This is a genomic window from Methylobacterium organophilum, assembly GCF_022533465.1.
In the GTDB taxonomy this organism is placed as follows: domain Bacteria; phylum Pseudomonadota; class Alphaproteobacteria; order Rhizobiales; family Beijerinckiaceae; genus Methylobacterium; species Methylobacterium organophilum.
Map to the genome: position 1 here is coordinate 2,733,273 of NZ_CP092848.1, position 17,801 is coordinate 2,751,073.

The following is a 17,801-nucleotide window of genomic DNA, read 5'->3' on the forward strand; positions in this document are numbered from 1 at the left end:
CCGATTCGAGGAAGCCGCCTACCGCTGCCGCGATTGCGGCAGAATTCGTTAATTTCGGGAAAGACTTGGTCGTGTTCAGATTGTCGAGGCGCCTCCGCCGGCGGAGCCGCGAGGCCAACGCGATCCAGCCGTTCTTCGACGCCCGCTTCTACTGTGCCGAGTATCCCGATGTCGGCCGGGACACGATCGATCCCCTGATCCACTATCTCGATCATGGCTGGCGCGAGGGCCGCAATCCCTCGGCCGTGTTCTCGACGCTCTACTACCGGGACCGCTACCTTCGGGGCCTGGCCGAAGCCGTGAACCCGCTCCTGCATTACGCCCGGCTCTCGCCCGAGGAGCGCCTGCGCTCGCCGACGCTGCCGGGGCCGGAATTCATCGAGATCCAGGCGGGCCTGATCGCCCCCTATTTCGATGCGCCGGGCTATGCCGTCGCCGCCGCGCTCGACGACGACGAGGATCCCATCGCCCATTACCTGACCCGGGGCTGGAAGCAGGGCCTGGACCCCTCCGAAGGCTTCTCGGGCGAGACCTACCTCCACCTGCACGGCCATGTGCGCCGGCTCGGGGTGAGCCCGTTCTACCATTACGTCTCGACCTACCCGCTCCTGCATGACGGGGCGGAGCTGCCGGGGGCGAACGCGGATCTCGGCACGGACCGCCTGCCGCGGGATCTGGCGACGGCCTCCGACGTGCAGGTCTACGAGACCGTCCGGGGTGAGTTCGACGCCGAGTTCTATCTCAGCCGCCAGGGCGACGTGCGCGCTTCCGGCATCGACCCGGTGCGCCACTTCCTCGAATTCGGCGTCCGGGAGAACCGCGACCCGAACAAGCATTTCTCGATGCATTACTACCGGGGGCGGTACGGCGACGAGATCGCGGCCGGGGTCAATCCGTTCTTCCATTATCTCGCGGTGGGGCGGGCCCGGGGCTACAGCCCCAATCCGCACGGACGGGGCAACTGGCCGCCCCAGGTCGCGCCGGAGCCTACGGCCTGGCAGGCGGTGACGCCCGCCGCCGATCTGGAGGTGGCCGAGGTCGTCCTGATCATGCCCGTCTACAAGGGCTACGACGACACTCTCCGGGCGATCCATTCCGTGCTGGCCAGCCGGCCGCGCACGCGCTTCGCCCTGCTCGTCATCAACGATGCCGGCCCCGACGCGCGCCTGACCGCCGCGCTGGATGACCTCGCCGCGCAGGGCCTGTTCGCCTACCGCACCAACGAGGCCAATCTCGGCTTCGTGGCCACCTGCAACCGCGGCCTGGACATCGCCGCCGGCAAGGACGTGGTCCTGCTCAATGCCGACATCGTGGTGTTCGGCGACTGGCTCGACCGGCTGCTCTGGCATGCGCAGCAGGACGCGTGGGTCGCGACCGTGACGCCGTTTTCCAACAACGCCACCATCTGCAGCTACCCGGTCTTCAACGCCGACAACCAGAACCGCCTGGAGATCGAGCCGCACGAGATCGACGCCTATGCCGCGCTCTGCAACGCCCGCTCGCACTCGCCGGTCCCGACCGGCGTCGGCTTCTGCTTCTACATGCGCCGCGCGGTCATCGACGCGGTCGGCTCCCTGGACGCGGAGACCTTCGGCAAGGGCTATGGCGAGGAGAACGACTTCTGCCTGCGGGCGTCGAAGGCCGGCTTTCAGAACCTGCTCGCCCACGACGTCTACGTCTTCCATTCGGGAAGCGTCTCCTTCGGTTCGCTGATCGCGACCAAGGGCGAAGAGATCTTCAACACGGTGCTGCGCAAGCACCCCGATTACCGCCTGCGGGTCGAGACCCACATCAAGGTCGACCCGGCGCAATTCGCCCGGCACCGGCTCGATGTCTTCCGCTTCGCCCGCCGGGCGGGGGAGGGCGTCGCCCTGTTCGTCACCCACGACTGGAGCGGGGGGATCGAGACCCATACCGAGGCGATGGCGCGAAGACTGCGGGCCGAGGGGATGGAGGTGGTCTATCTGCGCACGGCCGGGCCGGACACGGTCAAGCTCGGCCTGCCGGAGGATACGGGCATCGACTTCGCCGCCGGCTCCCTCGACCCGATCTCCCTCACCAAGGAAGCCGGCCTGCTCGCCGAGTTCCTGGATTGGCTGAAGCCGTCCCTGGTGCATGTGCATTCGCTGGCAGAGCTGAGCTGGAGTTCGGCCCGGGACCTGATGGCGCTGATCCGGCGCCTGCCGGCCTATGATTGCACGCTGCACGACTATTCCGCCGCCTGCCATCGCAACCATCTGGTCCGGCCCGAGGGCGTGTATTGCCGCATGCCGGAGCCGGAGGTCTGCCGCGACTGCATCCGGCTCGATGCCAAGGCGGACGGTGTGCCGGACCCCGCGGAACGGCGCGCGGTGTTCGCGGAGTTCCTGGCCGGCGCGCGGCGGGTCTACGCGCCCTCCGACGACATCGCCGGGCGCCTTGGGCCGGCCCTCGGGCTCCCCAATCTCGTGATCCGACCGCACGAGGAGGACTGGCCGGCGACCGAATTGCCGCGGTACGTCCGCGGCGACCGGCCCCTGCGTATCGCCCTGCTCGGCGCGTTCGGCACCCACAAGGGGGCGGACGTGCTCTATAATCTGGCCCTCGACGCGCAGTTCCGCGCGCTGCCGGTCAGCTTCACCATCGTCGGCTATTCCAACGTCAAGAAGACCCTGCACGGCGTCGGCGTGCGCGAGACCGGACGCTATGCCAGCGACGCGGAGGCCTTCGCGGCCCTGAAGAAGCTCGATCCCGACCTCGTCTTCCTGCCGTCGATCTGGCCGGAGACCTATTGCTACACCCTGTCCATGGCGCTCGCCGCCGGCGTTCCGCCCGTGGTGTTCGATCTCGGCGCCCAGGCCGAGCGCCTGAGGGCGCTCGGGGAGGGGCACATCCTCGATTCACGGCTGATCGAGGATCCGCAGGGCCTCAACGACGCCCTGCTGGCGCTGCCCATCGATGCGCTCTGGGTGCGGCGCAAGCCTTACCGCTCCGCGCATTACCCGCGGATCCTGGAGGATTACTACGGCCTGCTGGCGCTGGTGCGGGAGACCGTCCCCGCCTGAGCGATCAGCCCTGAGGCGCGTAGGGCGGCCGCGGGATCGCCCGGTGCGCTGCGCGCAGGGCCGCCGACCAGCGCTCGCGCAGGTCGTGGAAGTAGCTCTCCCCGGCCTCGATCCGGTAGTTCACCTCGAGGTCGAGGGCGTCGCGGCGGGCCACGGCGATGTCGATCGGCAGGCCGACGCCGAGATTCGAGCGCATGGTCGAATCCATCGAGACGAGGCCGACCTTGAGGGCGTCGTAGACGTCGGTTTCGAAGGTCACCGCCCGGTCGAGGATCGGCTTCCCGTATTTGTGCTCGCCGATCTGCAGGAACGGCGCGTCCTTGCCGCACTCGATGAAGTTGCCGGCCGAGTAGATCATGAACAGGCGCATGCCTTCGCCCGCGATCTGGCCGCCGAACAGGAAGGACACCTCGAAGCGGATCCGGGCCTGCTCGAAGCCCTCGCGCTCGATGGCGTGCACGCGCTTGATCGCCTTGCCGACAAGCTGCGCCGCCTTGAACATGGTCGGCGCTTCGACGAGCTTCTGGGGCGGGCCGCCCTCCTCGTTCTCCACGCCCTCGCCGAGCATGCTGATGACGGATTGCGTCACCGAGAGGTTGCCGGCCGAGGCGAGCATCATCACGCGCTCGCCGGGCACGTTGAACATGTGCAGCTTGCGATAGGTGGAGATGTCGTCGATGCCCGCATTGGTGCGGGTGTCTGCGATCATCACGAGCCCGTCCTCGACGAGCAGTCCGACGCAGTAGGTCATGAGAGTGCCCGCCCGGGTGTTTCGAGAGGTGAACGCGGCTCGGATCGCACGGCGCTCAAGGCCTCGCAAGATCCTCTTTTCGGCGGGCGGCCCTGCACGGGCCGCCGCCCGGATCCCGTGGGCCGGGCGGCTTTCAGTCCCTCACCACTTGTAGCTCAGGCTGCCGATCACCCGTCGCGCCTCGCCGTAGAAGCAGGAATTCTCGGATTGGCAGGAGGAGACGAAGCGCTTGTCGCCGATGTTGGCGGCGGTGACCGCCGCGCGCCAGCCATTGTCCCAGGCGTAATGGACCGTCGCGTCGAAGAGCACGTATTCCGGCACCTTCAAGGTGTTGTAGGAATCCGCGTAGGAATGCCCGACATAGCGCACGCCGCCACCGAAACCGAAGCCGCGCAGCTCCCCCACCGGGATCGTGTAATCCGCGAACAGGGAGGCGAAGGTCTGGGGCACATTGGTCGGTGTCTTGCCGATCAGCCCCTGAAGGCGCGGATCCTCGAGCCTGATGTAATCCAGGTCGTAGTGGGTATAGGCGGCGACGACGTTCAGGCCCTCCGCCAGGGTGGCGACGAACTGCGCCTCGACGCCGCGGGAGCGCACGCTTCCGAGCTGCGTGGTGCCGAAGCCCACGCCCGACGGAACGGGGATCGGCGGATTGTCGCGGACGAGGTCGAAAGCCGCCACCGTCAGGAAGTAGGGCGCGCCCACCGGCTGCAGCTTGAGGCCGACTTCGACCTGCTCGCCCCGATCGGGTTTGAGCGCTGCACCGGTGATCGCGTCCGGTCCGATCTGGGGCTGGAACGAGGTTGAGTACGCGACGTAGGGCGCGATCCCGGGATCGAAATTGTAGAGGAGCGCGATGCGGCCCGTCAGCGCCTGGTCGTCACGCCGGGTGCTGTTCGCGCCGTTGAAGAGCTTGTCGGTGACGTCGCTCGCGGCGAAGTCCTGGCGCAGGCCGCTGATCAGGGTCAGCTGGTCCGTCAGCTTGATCTGGTCCTGCGCGTAGAGGCCGATCTGCGAGAAGCTGTTGATGTTGACCTGATAAGGCCCCGGGCGCCCGAGGGGAGGGCCGAAATTCGGGGCCAGGAGGTTCAGAGACGGAGCGGCATAGAACGGATTGGCCGCGAAGTTGGTGCCCTGATTATCGTAGAGCGTATAGTTTTTGTAATCGACGCCGAAAATCACGTCGTGCAGGAATAGGCCATCGGAGAAGCGTGCCTCGGCCTGATTGTCGATCTGGAACAGGTTCACGCGGTCGCTGTAATTGAACTGATAGCGGGCCAGCTGAGTCTGGGTGGCCGGATCCGCATAGCCGAGCTGGCCGATATACGAGTTCTGGGTGCCGTCGCTGAACGAGTAGCGGAAACTCTGCCGGACCGTCCAGGTCTCGTCGACGATGTGCGCGAATTCGTATCCGGCGAAAGCTTGCTCGCGCTGGAAGTTGTTGATGTTGGGGTCGCCGACATTCAGGGAACGGTCGATGCGCAGGCCGCTCGCATTGGGCCGCACCGTGCCGTAATAGGGCAGGAAGTTCGCGGTCACGGCCGACCAGTCGCGCTGGTAGCTCGTCAGCACCGTGAAGGAGGTGCCCGCATCCGGCCGGTAGGTGAAGGACGGGGCGATGTAGACGCGGTCCGAATCCGCCCCGTCGATCTGCGTCCCACCCTGCCGTCCGATGCCGGTCAGGCGGTAGAACCAGTGGCCGGAACCATCGACCGGACCGCCGATGTCGAAGGCAAGGTACTTCTGGCCGAACGAGCCGCCCCCCGCCTCGACATAGCCGAAGGGCTGCTCGGTCGGGCGCTTGGTGATCTGGTTGACGAGACCGCCCGGGTTCCCGGCGCCGAACAGCACGGCGGAGGGACCGCGCAGGACCTCGATGCGTTCGAGGCCGAAGATCTCCTGCTTGAACGTGCCGAAGCCGTAATTGAGAAGCTGCAGGCTGTCTTTGTAGATGCCGTAATCGCTGGCGACGAACCCGCGCAGGGTGAAGTAGTCGACGCGCTCGTCCGCGCCGAAGGTCCCGGAATAGATGCCGGCCGTGTATTGCGTCGCCTGGGTCAGCGTGGTCGCGCCCTGTTCGGCGATCTGCGTCTGGCCAATCACGGTGATGGATTGCGGGGTTTCGATCAGCGGCGTGTTCGTCTTGGTCGCCGTCGCCGAGCGGGTCGCGACATAGCCCCGGATTGGGCCGACCGGGCTCTCCTGGCCGGGCGGCGTGCCGATGGCGCCGGCCGGCCCGTTGAGGCCGCCATTCGCAGCGGTGTTGGGCGCGGCCGCGGAATCGGGCACCACTGCACGGGACGTGCCCGCGCCGGCCGCATCCACCGGCCGACTCCCCTGCACGCTGATCTCTTCGAGGCGGGTCGTCGTCTGGGCGAGGACCTGCGCGGGGGCCGCGACGCCGAGGGCGATCAGCGAGAGGCCGCCGGCCAGGGCCGCATGACGGTGGCGGCCGGGGAGCGACGCCACGGCGAAATCCGTGCCCGGCCCGGTGCCGGCCGTGGACGGGGTGCGGCGAGCGTCGATGGGAGACCGCGACTCAGACTCGCGTCCGCGGCTGACAAGGAAGACGGGAAACACGATCTCATCCGGGTGCGAGAAGTTGCACACAGGGATGCGGACGGATCGCTGGCGCGTCAATGAGAAGTGCGCAAGCGAATTATGTATTGCACGCGGTGTTGCGCAGGCAAAACACAGTAGAATTATTCTATTTTTATGCTCGCGGACGACGTCCCATTTATACCTCCGCGCGCGACCGCGAGGGATCGGTTCGGACATCTAGCGGCCGGTATCGCAAATTCAGGGGTGCTGGTACGCCCCATGAGACCGAAGGTCTCCGATTGCGGCCCCAGTCCTTGATCGCGACGTCGCGGGGCGGCCTCAGCCCTGCGACTGGCTTTGGCTCTGCTGGCTCTGCGCCTGCACCTGCTCGACGCGCAGGGCCACTTCGAGGGTCTCGATGCCGCCGCCCATGCGGCTGCCGCGGATCGGCGCCGCGCCGAGATAGTCGAGGCCGCTCGCCACACGGATATGGGCCTCTGTCGCCGAGATGCCGTTGGCGGCATCGAATCCGACCCAGCCCAGATCCGGCACCAGCGCCTCGGCCCAGGCGTGTCCGGCCTTCTGGTCGTCGGTCCCGTCGTTGCGGTGGAAATAGCCGGAGACGTAGCGGGTCGGGATCTCGAGGTGGCGGGCGGCCGAGAGGAAGATGTGGGTGAGGTCCTGGCACACGCCCTTGCCCACCTCGAAGGATTGCGCCGCCGTCGTGCTCGCGCTGGTCGGGCCGGGCTCGAAGGTGACCCGGTCGTGGATCGCCTCGAGCAGGGCGTGGCACAGGGCGAGGGGCGTGGCCTCGGCCCGGGCCGCGACCTCGTCCGCGAAGGCGACGAGTTCGGCGCTGGGTTCCGTCAGGTTCGTGTCGCGCAGGTAGAACAGGTCGGGCAGGCGCTCGACCGCGCCGCGCACGATGCCGTGGGTCTCGAAGGTCTCGACCTCGCCGGTCACGCGGATGGTCAGCTCCTCCGCCGCCTCGTCCGCGGAGAACCAGTGGACGATGTTGCCGAACCCGTCCTCGCGGGCGGTGAGGCGCCCGTTCACCGAAGGCTCGATGCGCCATTCGCGCACATGCTGGCCGTCATGATCCCGTGGCGTCAGCCGCAGCACTTGGATCAGCCCCCGTGCCGCCTGTTCGTAGGTGTAGATCGTGTCGTGAACGACGCGGATTCGCATGCCTTGCCTTCCCGGCGTGAACTCTTCTCGCGCGACCTTGCTCAGACCAGATACTGCTCGCTGATCGCCGCGCCGATCTTGTTGTTGTCGGCGATGAAGCCTTCGATGAACTCGTGGAGCCCCGAGGCGAAGATGCGCTCGATATCGGCCCCATGAAGCCGGGCCCGCAGGTTGCTCGCGAGCCGCTGGCTCTCGCCGCGCCGGCCATAGGCATCCGCGATCAGGTCGAGATGCTCCACCAGCATGCGGTAGCAGCTCGCCAGGGAGCGGGGCATCTCCCGATTGAGGATCAGGAGGTCGGCGACCAGCAACGGCTTGATGCTCTCGCGATAGACCCAGTGATAGGCGTTGAAGGCCGAGACCTCGCGCAGGATCGTGGTCCACTGGAAGTAGTCGAGGCTGCCGCCGACGCGCTCCGAGGCCGGCAGCAGGATCTGGTACTTCACGTCGAGGATGCGGGCGGTGTTGTCCGCGCGCTCGATCGCCGTGCCGAGGCGGGTGAACCAGTAGGCGTCGTTGCGCAGCATCGTCCGGTAGGCCGAGCCGTCGAAGGCCAGAGAGGTGCGCTTCACCCAGTCGAGGAAGAGCGAGAACTCCTCCCGGTTGAGCTCCCGGCCCTCGTAGTTGCGCAGCTCCAGATAGGCGCCGTTGATCGCCTCCCACATCTCCGTGGTCAGCGCCGTCCGGATCGATCGGGCGTTCTCGCGGGCGGTGGCGATGCAGGAGCGGATCGAGGACGGATTGTGGGGCGAGAAGGCGAGGAAGTTGCAGACCGTGTGCTCGTCGACCGTGTCGTAGAGCGTCTTGAACACCTCCGGGTCGCCCGCGGAGGAGAGGGCGGAGGCCCATTCGTTGCTCTCGCCGCCGCCGTAGTTCGAGGGCAGGGCCGCGAGCCGGTGAGCGGCATCGAGGATGCGCGCCACGAACTCGGCGCGCTCCACATAGCGCGAGAGCCAATAGAGATTGTCGGCGGTGCGGGACAGCATGGCTTCACGTCATAGGCACGCCCGGCCGGAGCCGGAAAGGAAGGAGAAGCGGGGACGCTGCATCTTGTTTGCGCAGCTGCTCCATCCGCCGGCAATAAGGAACGGCGCACGGGGCGAGTGTGCCCGTCGGTGCGCCGGATTGCTCATGCATCGAGCACCCAGGTGTCCTTGGTGCCACCGCCCTGGCTCGAATTGACGACCAGGGAGCCCTCCTTCAGCGCCACGCGGGTCAGGCCGCCGGGCACGATGCGGATCTCGTCGGCGCCGGCGAGCACGAAGGGGCGCAGATCGACGTGCCGGGGCGCGACGCCGGAGGCGACGAAGGTCGGGCAGGTCGAGAGCGACAGGGTCGGCTGGGCGATGAAGTTGTCCGGCGCGTGGCGCAGCTTCTTGGCGAAATCCTCGATCTCGCGCTTGGTCGCATGCGGGCCGACGAGCATGCCGTAGCCGCCGGATCCATTGACCTCCTTCACGACGAGGTCCTTCAGGTTGTCCATGACGTAGGAGAAGGCCTCCTTCTCCCGGCAGCGCCAGGTCGGCACGTTGTGCAGGATCGGCTCCTCGCCGGTGAAGAACTTCACGATCTCCGGCATGTAGCTGTAGACCGCCTTGTCGTCGGCGATGCCGGTGCCGACCGCGTTCGACAGGGTGACGTTGCCGCGCTCGTAGGCGTTCATCAGGCCCGGCACGCCAAGCACCGAATCCGGCCGGAACACTAGGGGATCGAGGAAGTCGTCGTCGAGGCGGCGATAGATCACGTCGACCCGGCGCGGCCCCTCGGTGGTGCGCATGTAGACGACGTCGTCCTTGGTGAAGAGGTCGCCCGCCTCCACCAATTCGACGCCGAGCTTGTCCGCCAGGAACGAGTGCTCGTAGAAGGCCGAGTTGTAGCGGCCGGGGGTGAGCAGCACGACCGTCGGGTCCCGCGTTGCGGACTGGGGCGCGAGGCTGCGCAGGGTGGCGAGCAGGGCATCGGGATAGTTCTCGACCGGTGCGACCCGGTGCCGGGAGAACAGCTCCGGGAAGAGCCGCAGCATCACCTCCCGATTCTCCAGCATGTAGGACACGCCGGACGGGGTGCGGGCATTGTCCTCCAGAACGAAGAACTCGTCTTCGCCGGTGCGCACGATGTCGATGCCGGCGATGTGCACGTAGAGATCGTGCGGCACGTCGAAGGCCCGCATCTCCATGCGGTAATGGGGGTTGCGGTAGACGAGGTCGGCCGGGATCACGCCGGCCTTGATGCATTCCTCGGCGCCGTAGATGTCGTTGATGAAGGCGTTGAGCGCCGTCACCCGCTGTTTCAGGCCCCGCTCCAGGAAACCCCATTCCGGCTTGGTGAGCACCCGCGGGATGATGTCGAACGGGATCAGCCGCTCGGTCGATTCGTTGGCGCCGTAGACGGCGAAGGTGATTCCGATGCGCCGGAACAGCATCTCGGCCTGGCTGCGGCGCGTGTTGAAATGCTCCGGCGGGGTCTGATCGAGCCAGGTTTTCAGGCTGTCATAGGCCGCGCGCACGGCGGGCGAATCCGCCGCCGCATCCCCCGGACCGCGCATCTCGTCGAAGGCCTTGAGCGCCATCCACCTCTCCCGTTTCTTCGACTCAAACTAGGCAAGAGGCAGGCCAGGGGAACCCGCGTGCGGGGCCATCCCCAGGTCAGATCAGTTTCAAACCCTTCAAGCTGGCATGTCCCTCCCGTCCGAGGACGACGTGGTCGTGCACCACGATGCCGAGGGGATCGAGAACGGACACGATCTCCCGAGTCATGCGCACGTCGGCGCCGGAGGGCGTCGGGTCGCCCGAGGGGTGGTTGTGGGCGAGGATGATCGCCGTGGCCGAGAGTTCGAGCGCGCGGCGGGCCACCTCGCGGGGGTAGACCGGCGTGTGGTCGACGGTGCCGCGGCCCTGCACCTCGTCGGCGATCAGGTGGTTGCGCTTGTCGAGGAACAGCACCCGGAACTCCTCCCGGGGCGAGAAGGCCATGGTGGCGCGCAGGTATTCGAGGAGCGCGCTCCAGGAGGAGAGCAGCGGCCGGGCGGCGACGGCGCCGCGGGCGAGGCGGTGGCCGGCGGCCTGGATCAGCTTGAGATCGGCGATCACCCCGGTCGAGACGCCCTCGACCTCGGCGAGCCGGCCGGGCTCCGCGCTCACCACTTCGGCGAAGGAGCCGAACCGCTTGATCAGTGCCTTGGCGAGCGGCTTCACGTCCCGCCGGGGGATCGCCCGGAACAGGGCGAGCTCGAGCAGTTCGTAATCGGCGAGCGCATCGGCCCCGGCTTCCGCGAAGCGGGCACGCAGCCGCTCCCGGTGGCCGTGGTAATGGGGAACCTCCGCCTGCGCCGGGGCGGGCGTCACGTCGGCGATCGAATCGAGCAGGCCGGGCGCCGCGGACGGGTCCGGCAGCCTGCGCGACATCCGCGGCTCAGCCTTGCGGCTTGGGCTGGTCGAGGCCCTTGGGCGAGAGGGTGAAAATCTCGTAGCCGTCTTCCGTCACTGCGATCGTGTGCTCGAACTGGGCCGAGAGCGAGCGGTCGCGGGTCACGGCGGTCCAGCCGTCACCGAGAACCTTCACCGCCGGCCGGCCGAGATTGATCATCGGCTCGACGGTGAAGAACTGGCCCGGCTTGAGCGGCACGTCGTAGCTCGGTTCGACGTAGTGCAGGATGGTCGGGGCATCGTGATAGACCCGGCCGAGCCCGTGGCCGCAGAAGTCGCGCACCACCGAGCAGCGCTCGGATTCGGCGTAAGCCTGGATCGCGCGACCGATGTCGTTGGTGGAGCCGCCGGGCTTCACGGCCTGGATGCCGCGCATCAGCGCCTCGTAGGTGATCTCGCACAGGCGCTGCGCCTTGCGCGGTACCTCGCCGATATAGGCCATGCGGCTCGAATCGCCGTGCCACCCGTCGAGGATCAGACAGATATCGAGATTGACGATATCGCCCTCGCGCAGGGGCTTGTCGTTGGGGATGCCGTGGCAGACGACGTGGTTGATCGAGGTGCAGATCGACTTCCGGTAGCCGCGGTAATGCAGCGAGGCCGGATAAGCGCCGTGATCCATGCCGAACTCGAAGGCGAGACGGTCGAGATGCTCGGTGGTCACGCCGGGCTGCGCCGCCTCCATGAGAAGGTCGAGAGCCTCGGCGGTCAGGCGGCCGGCGCGGCGCATCCCCTCGAATCCCTCCGGCCCGTGGATCGGCGGCTCGGGCGCGCGCCGGGATCCCTCGGCAACGGCGGTTTGGTCTCGGCTCATGACGGTATTTTTAACGCGCTCGGTCGGATTCCTGATGTGTTTACGCTTCGCGGCGGCGAGCGCCAACCCTGTCGGGCCGCCCGGGCTCTAGGCTTCGCCGCCGCGACGGGCTAGACCCTCAAGCCTTCGGCATTCGAGGATCGGTCCGCGGCGCTGTCGCGGGCACCGGCACAGGACGGCGCGATGGCAGACAAGGCGGTTCCGCACTTCCACAACCAGCCCGGCGTGGCGGTGGTGCATGTCGGCTCCAAGGAGTTCATGTGCATCGGCGCGCTGCCGCCCTTCGACCATCCGCATGTCTTCCTCGACATGGGGCGGGACGACGAGATCATCTGCCAGTACTGCTCGACGCTGTTCCGCTACGACCCGAAGCTGCGGCCCGGCACCGCGGAGCCGGCGGCTTGCCTCTGGAGCGACGAGCCCGGAGCCAAGGACGCCGCCTGATCCGGCCTTGAGTACGCTCTCGATCGCCATCGTCGGGGCCGGCATCGGCGGCTTGACGGCTGCGCTCGCGCTGAATGCGGCCGGTCACGACGTCACCCTCATCGAACGCCGCACCGGCTTCTCGGAGGTCGGTGCGGGACTCCAGATCTCGCCCAATGCGAGCCGCGTCTTGATCGGGCTCGGCCTCGGCGCGGCCCTGCGCCGGGCGGCCAACGAGCCGCCGGGCGTCGATATCCGTTCCCTGACGAGCGGGCGGCGGATCGGCGGCGTCGCCCTCGGGTCGCCCCTGCGCGAGCGCTACGGCTCGCCTTACTACGTCATCCACCGGGCCGACCTGCAGACACTGCTGCTCGACGCCGTCCGCGCGCGGACGGGCATCCGCCTGATGGTGGGACGCGAGGTGACGAGACTGCAGGAAGCGGCACGCTCCGCGACGCTGGCGCTCGAGAGTGTCGATGGCGGGCGTCGGGACAGCCTGGAGGTCGATCTCGTCGTCGCGGCCGACGGGGTGCGCTCGCGCCTGCGGCACGGGCTCGACCCGCGCCCGCTCGTGACCCACCGGCAGGCCGCCTGGCGGGCGACGGTGCCGCGGGAGGCCGTGCCCGAAGCCCTAGCCGGCGAGCAGACCGGGCTGTGGCTCGGCCCGCGCCGGCACGTGGTGCATTACCCGATCATGGGCGGCCAGCGGCTCAACGTCGTTGCCATTGTGCCGGAGCGGGAGGGCGACGAGGATTGGGGCCGCCTCGGCGAGCCGGCGGTCCTGCGCGCCCATTTCGAGGATGCGGCTTCACCCCTGGCCGACCTGCTCGGTCTGCCCGATACCTGGGTGGTCTGGTCCCTCGTCGACCGCCCGGCCGGACGACCGCTGGCGCGGGGGCGCCTGGCGCTCCTGGGGGATGCGGCCCATCCGGTGCTGCCCTTCCTGGCACAGGGCGCCGCTCTCGCGATCGAGGACGCGGCCATCCTCGCCCGCTGCCTCGCGAGCGACCCAGACGTGCCCGCCGCCCTCGCGGCCTATTCCCGCGCCCGCTACGCGCGGGTGCGGCGCGTACAGAAGGCGGCCCGGGCCAATGGCCGAGCGTACCATGCCGGCGCCTTCAAGGGAGCCGTCCGCAACCTGGTGATGCGCCGCCTCGGCCCCACCGGCATGAGCGGGCGCTACGCTTGGCTCTACGGCTGGAATCCCGAAGGCGCCTGACCGACGCGACGGCTTGATCTGGCGCCGGGCGACCGCTACGCCGTCGCCCGGCGCGGACGTGGCGGAACCGGTAGACGCACGAGACTTAAAATGTCCGGCGGCTCATTCCCCCTAGCGGGACGTTCCACCTTCTCACCTACAATTTAGCCTCTCCATCAAGCGGGATACGTGCGTCTACATCGTCCCTCTTGCGGTACTATTTCGCAGAGCGTGCCACACGCCGTCTGCCACACGCCCCTGATGTGGCGATTACCCGCCACCCGAGAAGCCCACCGCTCCAGCGAGGAAAGTCATGCGCGTCTTGAGGATCGAAGATCAGAACGGGAATGGGTGCTTTTTCGGTGGCCCGCAGGGCCCGGAATTGGTCCTGGCCGCGGTGAAGAAGGTAGCCAACGCGCGCGCTTTGAAGGATCTTCGTAAGCTGACGGAGCCGAGTCCGTTTCGCCATCCGCGCCCGCACGTCGATATCCTAGGCTGGGAGGATCACCCGGACCGTGCGGCTTACCACTGCGCCTTCCAGGATGAGGCGCAGCTTCTCCGCTGGTTCGATAGCGAAGCCATCCGCGCGGCGATGAACGAGTTGGGCGGGGTCCTGAAGGTGTACGAGGTGGATCCTCAGCACGTTCTCCAAGGCCACTTCCAGGTCATGTTCAACAAGTCCGAGGCGACCCTCGTGAGTGTGGGTCGGACCGGGGCGGCTGTTCCTGCGCCTCATCAACCGCATTGCCAACTCCACGGTGTTCATCACCTCCGTCCGGTGGCGGCGCGCGGAGATCTGGGACGGGGCCGTATCCGCGTTCGATTACATGCCCATCATCGTGGTGGATGCGATCCGGGCAGGCACGAACACCACCGACGTGACCAGCTTCGTGAATGCCGCGCTCGCCACGGGGCGGAACGTCTTCGCACCCGCCGGCCGCTACCCCCTGTCTGGGCAGCTTAACTACGCCCGTAACGGGCAGGAGCTGTTCGGGGAGAGCCCCTATCAGGGGGATGACGCGGCGGGCCTGTTCGGAACCGTGTTCGTCATCTCGGCCGCCAAGGGAACCAGCTTCGGCTTCGACAGCTACGTCAAGCTGCGGACCCGCTGCCGCCTCGATAAGGTGGCCTTCGAGTTCGCCCAGACGGCTGCCGCCGCGTCCGGCCTACGGTCCGATCTGGTGGTCTACCCGTGGGCCATCGACGTCTCCACCGCACCGGGCTTCTACCTCGGACGGGTAGGCCTGTTCCGCTCCTACAACGGCGTCAAGGCGCTGGGGAACTGCGGCGGCGGCCTCGTCCACCACGTGATTGACGGGTCGTTCAATATCGGCCTGGACATGGACGGCCCGCTGCACGCGGTCAACGTCCGGTTCTGGGATACGTGGCTCTACGGCTCGTCACCCTCGACCAACCTCACGGCCATCTTCTCGGACGGCAATACGATCACCTGTCGGTTCGGTCGCTGTGACGAACTGATGGTGGACAGCATCGCCGGCTTCCGTTGCCGCGTGGTGTATAACGGGCAGGACCGGGGCATCCCCGCACTGTTCGGTAAGGTGGGGGCGGACGACAGCAATGCGCGCTGGGAGCACAACTCCGGGCGGGCTGAGATCGCCACGTTCTACGGCACCACGAACAGCGCCTCGGACGCGAAGATCCGGGTGTCCGGTGGGTCGGTCATGTTCGGAGCCGCGACCGTCGATAGCAACGCCTCGGCACACACCGGGCTCATCGTGGTCACGGGCGGGCGCTGCGTCGTGAACAGCGGCGAAAGCTACAGCGACCGTCTGTCCATCGCCGCGACCGTCTCGGGCGGTACCCTGGAGGTGCATAACTTCCAGTTCGCCGGGAACGACACGACCAACTCCATCACCCAGCCCAAGGTGCTCCAGTCGGGAACCGGCCGGCTCATCATGACCGGATGCCAACCGGCGGATAAGGGGTCCAGCGCCACCGGGACCTTCGTGAAGATCACCACGGACGGGCAGCATATCGTTGCCGCGAACAGCTTCCTGAGCTGGGCCCTGGAGCTGCCCGCGAACGCCAGCCTCGGGACCTACGGACCGAACATAGGCATCACCTCGCCGACGCAGGCCACCACCGGCATAGTCGCGGTGCGCAAGCTGTATCGGCGGTACGTCACGCTCATGAACAGCGCAGGGAACACCGAATACAATCACGGCATCTCAGGGCTTGCGAGCGCGCGAAATGCCTGGGTGAAGACCCGCATCCGCGCAGCCGACAACACAGGAAACTCCGTGGTTATGGACCAGTTCGTCAGCTTCGATGACACGAAGATATCCATCCTCACGAACAACACCGCATACGGGCAGTGGAATTGCTTCGTGGAGATCGAATACGACGCCTAGGTGATTGGCGAACGGCCGGGATAGGGATCCCCACGTTCCTCCCAGGAGATGCGGTTCGAGTAGGCAGCCTCGCCGAACGGCGTTTGGTGACACTCCTCTCCAGGCTTACCCCACTTCTCCGTGTAGTATGCGAGGTTGCGCGCTCCGGGATCCCCAGCGGAAACCTCAGGGTTCTCCCTGGTGGTCTTGGAGCGTTCATGCTCAGCCATGACACCACTGGCGATGACGTCGCGGACGCCTACGAGGTGCCGTCTGCGGTAGTAGTCGAAATCCTCGTAGTAGGCCGGCTGGAAGTTCTCATCGAACCACCCAATGCGCTCGATGGCCTGGGGCGTCACCACACAGCACGCGAAACCCTGTACCTTCACCTCACCAGCGTAGGGGCTCCCGCCCGTCTCAAGGCCGTGGAGAAAGGCCAGCCCGTAGTCTTCCTGGGTCCTGGCGAACTCCACGAACTTTCGGAAGCCGTCGTCTACGAAGTGGAGATCGTCATTGACCAGAAGGGCCAGCTCCGCGCCGTCGTCGTAAGCTTGCCGAAGCCCTTCGTTCCAGCTCCGCGACAGTCCGCGGTTCTCTCGATGCATGACCACACGGAAATTCGGGCGGCCCGAGAGGGCCTCTATCTGCGCCGCGAAGGTCGGCTCGGACCCGTGATGGTGGACGTACCAGACCACCTCTAAGCCCGCCTCCTCGACACTGGCAATCAGCTTCGCCGGGTCGTTGGCGTAGGTCACGAGAACAAGACCAATCATTCAAGACCTAGGGGCAAGCGCCGCTTGACTCTGTCCGTTACCCGCACACGCGGTCCGTCGTCAACCGCATCCGCTCCAAAATCCGAAAATCGCTGGGGCCCTCTGAGCACGCTTAGGGGGCCTTTTTTATTTCCCCGCTTGTGCAGGTTCGACTCCTGTACGGGCCGAAAGCTTTTGCATGGCCGACGAACTTAATCCGATTTCTGCGGCCCGAGCCCGCGAATTGCTCGGCGTCACCAATGAGCTGACTAAGAAGGTGAACCTGACCTTCGCCCATCTAACGAACCCTCTCGTGAACGGCAGCACCGTGCCGAAGGGAAACTCCGGGATCGCATGCGACCACACGGACGCGTGCCCTGCGGACGCCTACGGTCTGGCGCGGTAATGGTCTTCGAGACCAAGCGCGACAATGACTGCCAAGAGGTGGGACTCCATGTGGAGCTTCACAACGTAACCGGGGCCCATTCAGGCGCTTCCGGGCACATGAACGACGGGAAGACCTGCTTCGGATACGCGGTCGCGGGTTACCCCGGCGGTGGGCAAATGTGGGGTATTGCTGGTACAACCACCCTCATGCCTGGGTACACCGGGACGTTCGTTGAGGCGAATGAGATCGACCTCAACAACAATGCTTTCAATGCCGGCATCGGAACTGGTCGGGGCAACGTTGTCGGACTGTTCCAGAACGGCATCTCCGAGTTCATGTCCGTCGCCGCACACTGGATCACCGGTACGTGCGGACAGTCCGCCCCGCCTTCTTCGACGTCGGGACGTTCTACCAAGAGGGATCTACGAAGCTCATCAACAGCTATACATTCCTGGACGATACGAACTCTCGCGTGGTATTCTGCGCCAATGAGGGGCGCACGCACACGGACGGGGTATTCGTTGACCGCTCCAACGGCAAGTACAGTGTTTCCATTTCCGGGGCCAAGCTGGACAGCTTCATTTGGACCAGCGGCGTGGCTCCGGCCGGTATCAAGCTCCAGGGGACCGTTACCGATTATTCGATCCAACTGAACGACGGTTCGAAGAGCGTTCTCAAGGTGGAAGGTAGTCATAGCGTTGCGGCCGTCCATACCGTCAATGCCAACCTGCCGCACGTGATCCTGGTGGGGGCTAACCAGAAGATCACCATCGGGCCGTTCTCGATGTACTCTGATGGTGCGAAAATCTACTTCCTGAATGAAGCCACGCAAGTCTTGATCGCCTCCATTGACGGCAACGGTAACGCCATCTTCCGCGGAACCGTGTCGCAGGGCAATCCGGCATCCTAAGAGCGTGGGACGAAAC

General features: G+C 66.5%; 14 protein-coding genes. 6 read left to right on the forward strand and 8 right to left on the reverse strand.

Annotated features, from left to right (window positions below; all coding sequences use genetic code 11):
- Nucleotides 1–71 precede the first annotated feature (71 nt).
- Nucleotides 72–3,044 carry a glycosyltransferase gene (locus MMB17_RS12680; protein ID WP_241098999.1) on the forward strand — a complete coding sequence of 991 codons (2,973 nt, stop codon included), beginning with the start codon at nucleotides 72–74 and terminating at the stop codon, nucleotides 3,042–3,044.
- A 4-nt stretch (nucleotides 3,045–3,048) separates the two neighbouring features.
- Here MMB17_RS12680 and MMB17_RS12685 read toward each other — a convergent pair whose 3' ends face one another.
- From MMB17_RS12685 to map, 7 genes are all read right to left on the reverse strand, one after another.
- On the reverse strand, nucleotides 3,049–3,795 hold the full coding sequence (locus MMB17_RS12685) for a proteasome-type protease (protein WP_238312307.1): 747 nt from the start codon (nucleotides 3,793–3,795) through the stop codon (nucleotides 3,049–3,051).
- A 141-nt stretch (nucleotides 3,796–3,936) separates the two neighbouring features.
- Complete coding sequence (locus MMB17_RS12690; protein ID WP_241099000.1) at nucleotides 3,937–6,264, reverse strand: TonB-dependent siderophore receptor; 2,328 nt, start codon at nucleotides 6,262–6,264, stop codon at nucleotides 3,937–3,939.
- 411 nt (nucleotides 6,265–6,675) lie between these two features.
- Nucleotides 6,676–7,524, reverse strand: coding sequence for a transglutaminase family protein (locus tag MMB17_RS12695; RefSeq protein WP_238312305.1), 849 nt, complete (start codon nucleotides 7,522–7,524; stop codon nucleotides 6,676–6,678).
- Nucleotides 7,525–7,565: 41 nt separating this feature from the next.
- Entirely contained in the window at nucleotides 7,566–8,510 is a 945-nt protein-coding gene (locus MMB17_RS12700) for an alpha-E domain-containing protein (RefSeq protein ID WP_238312304.1), read from the reverse strand.
- A 143-nt stretch (nucleotides 8,511–8,653) separates the two neighbouring features.
- A complete protein-coding gene (locus MMB17_RS12705) occupies nucleotides 8,654–10,093 on the reverse strand; it encodes a circularly permuted type 2 ATP-grasp protein (protein WP_238312303.1) in 1,440 nt (479 codons plus the stop codon).
- Between the two features lie 76 nt (nucleotides 10,094–10,169).
- The gene (radC, locus tag MMB17_RS12710) at nucleotides 10,170–10,928 is read right to left on the reverse strand and encodes a RadC family protein (RefSeq protein WP_238312302.1); all 759 of its coding nucleotides are present in this window, start codon (nucleotides 10,926–10,928) and stop codon (nucleotides 10,170–10,172) included.
- A 7-nt stretch (nucleotides 10,929–10,935) separates the two neighbouring features.
- A complete protein-coding gene (gene map / locus MMB17_RS12715; RefSeq protein WP_241099001.1) occupies nucleotides 10,936–11,763 on the reverse strand; it encodes a type I methionyl aminopeptidase in 828 nt (275 codons plus the stop codon).
- A gap of 183 nt (nucleotides 11,764–11,946) precedes the next feature.
- On the opposite strand from map, the gene MMB17_RS12720 reads away from it, so the two are divergent.
- The 3 genes from MMB17_RS12720 to MMB17_RS12730 all read left to right on the forward strand — a co-directional run bounded on the left by MMB17_RS12720 (nucleotide 11,947) and on the right by MMB17_RS12730 (nucleotide 15,756).
- Nucleotides 11,947–12,207 (forward strand): zinc-finger domain-containing protein, encoded by a 261-nt coding sequence (locus MMB17_RS12720; protein WP_238312300.1) that lies wholly within the window; start codon nucleotides 11,947–11,949, stop codon nucleotides 12,205–12,207.
- A 7-nt stretch (nucleotides 12,208–12,214) separates the two neighbouring features.
- Nucleotides 12,215–13,405 carry an FAD-dependent monooxygenase gene (locus MMB17_RS12725; RefSeq protein WP_241099002.1) on the forward strand — a complete coding sequence of 397 codons (1,191 nt, stop codon included), beginning with the start codon at nucleotides 12,215–12,217 and terminating at the stop codon, nucleotides 13,403–13,405.
- A gap of 677 nt (nucleotides 13,406–14,082) precedes the next feature.
- Nucleotides 14,083–15,756, forward strand: a complete 1,674-nt coding sequence (locus tag MMB17_RS12730) for a hypothetical protein (protein ID WP_241099003.1) — start codon at nucleotides 14,083–14,085, stop codon at nucleotides 15,754–15,756.
- Here the strand turns inward: MMB17_RS12730 and MMB17_RS12735 are convergent.
- On the reverse strand, nucleotides 15,753–16,490 hold the full coding sequence (locus MMB17_RS12735; RefSeq protein ID WP_241099004.1) for a glycosyltransferase family 2 protein: 738 nt from the start codon (nucleotides 16,488–16,490) through the stop codon (nucleotides 15,753–15,755). The genes MMB17_RS12730 and MMB17_RS12735 overlap by 4 nt on opposite strands.
- Nucleotides 16,491–16,686: 196 nt before the next feature.
- Between MMB17_RS12735 and MMB17_RS12740 the strand changes: the two genes are divergently transcribed.
- Nucleotides 16,687–16,893, forward strand: coding sequence for a hypothetical protein (locus MMB17_RS12740; RefSeq protein ID WP_241099005.1), 207 nt, complete (start codon nucleotides 16,687–16,689; stop codon nucleotides 16,891–16,893).
- 349 nt (nucleotides 16,894–17,242) lie between these two features.
- Nucleotides 17,243–17,785, forward strand: a complete 543-nt coding sequence (locus MMB17_RS12745; RefSeq protein WP_241099006.1) for a hypothetical protein — start codon at nucleotides 17,243–17,245, stop codon at nucleotides 17,783–17,785.
- The last annotated feature ends 16 nt before the right edge of the window (nucleotides 17,786–17,801 follow it).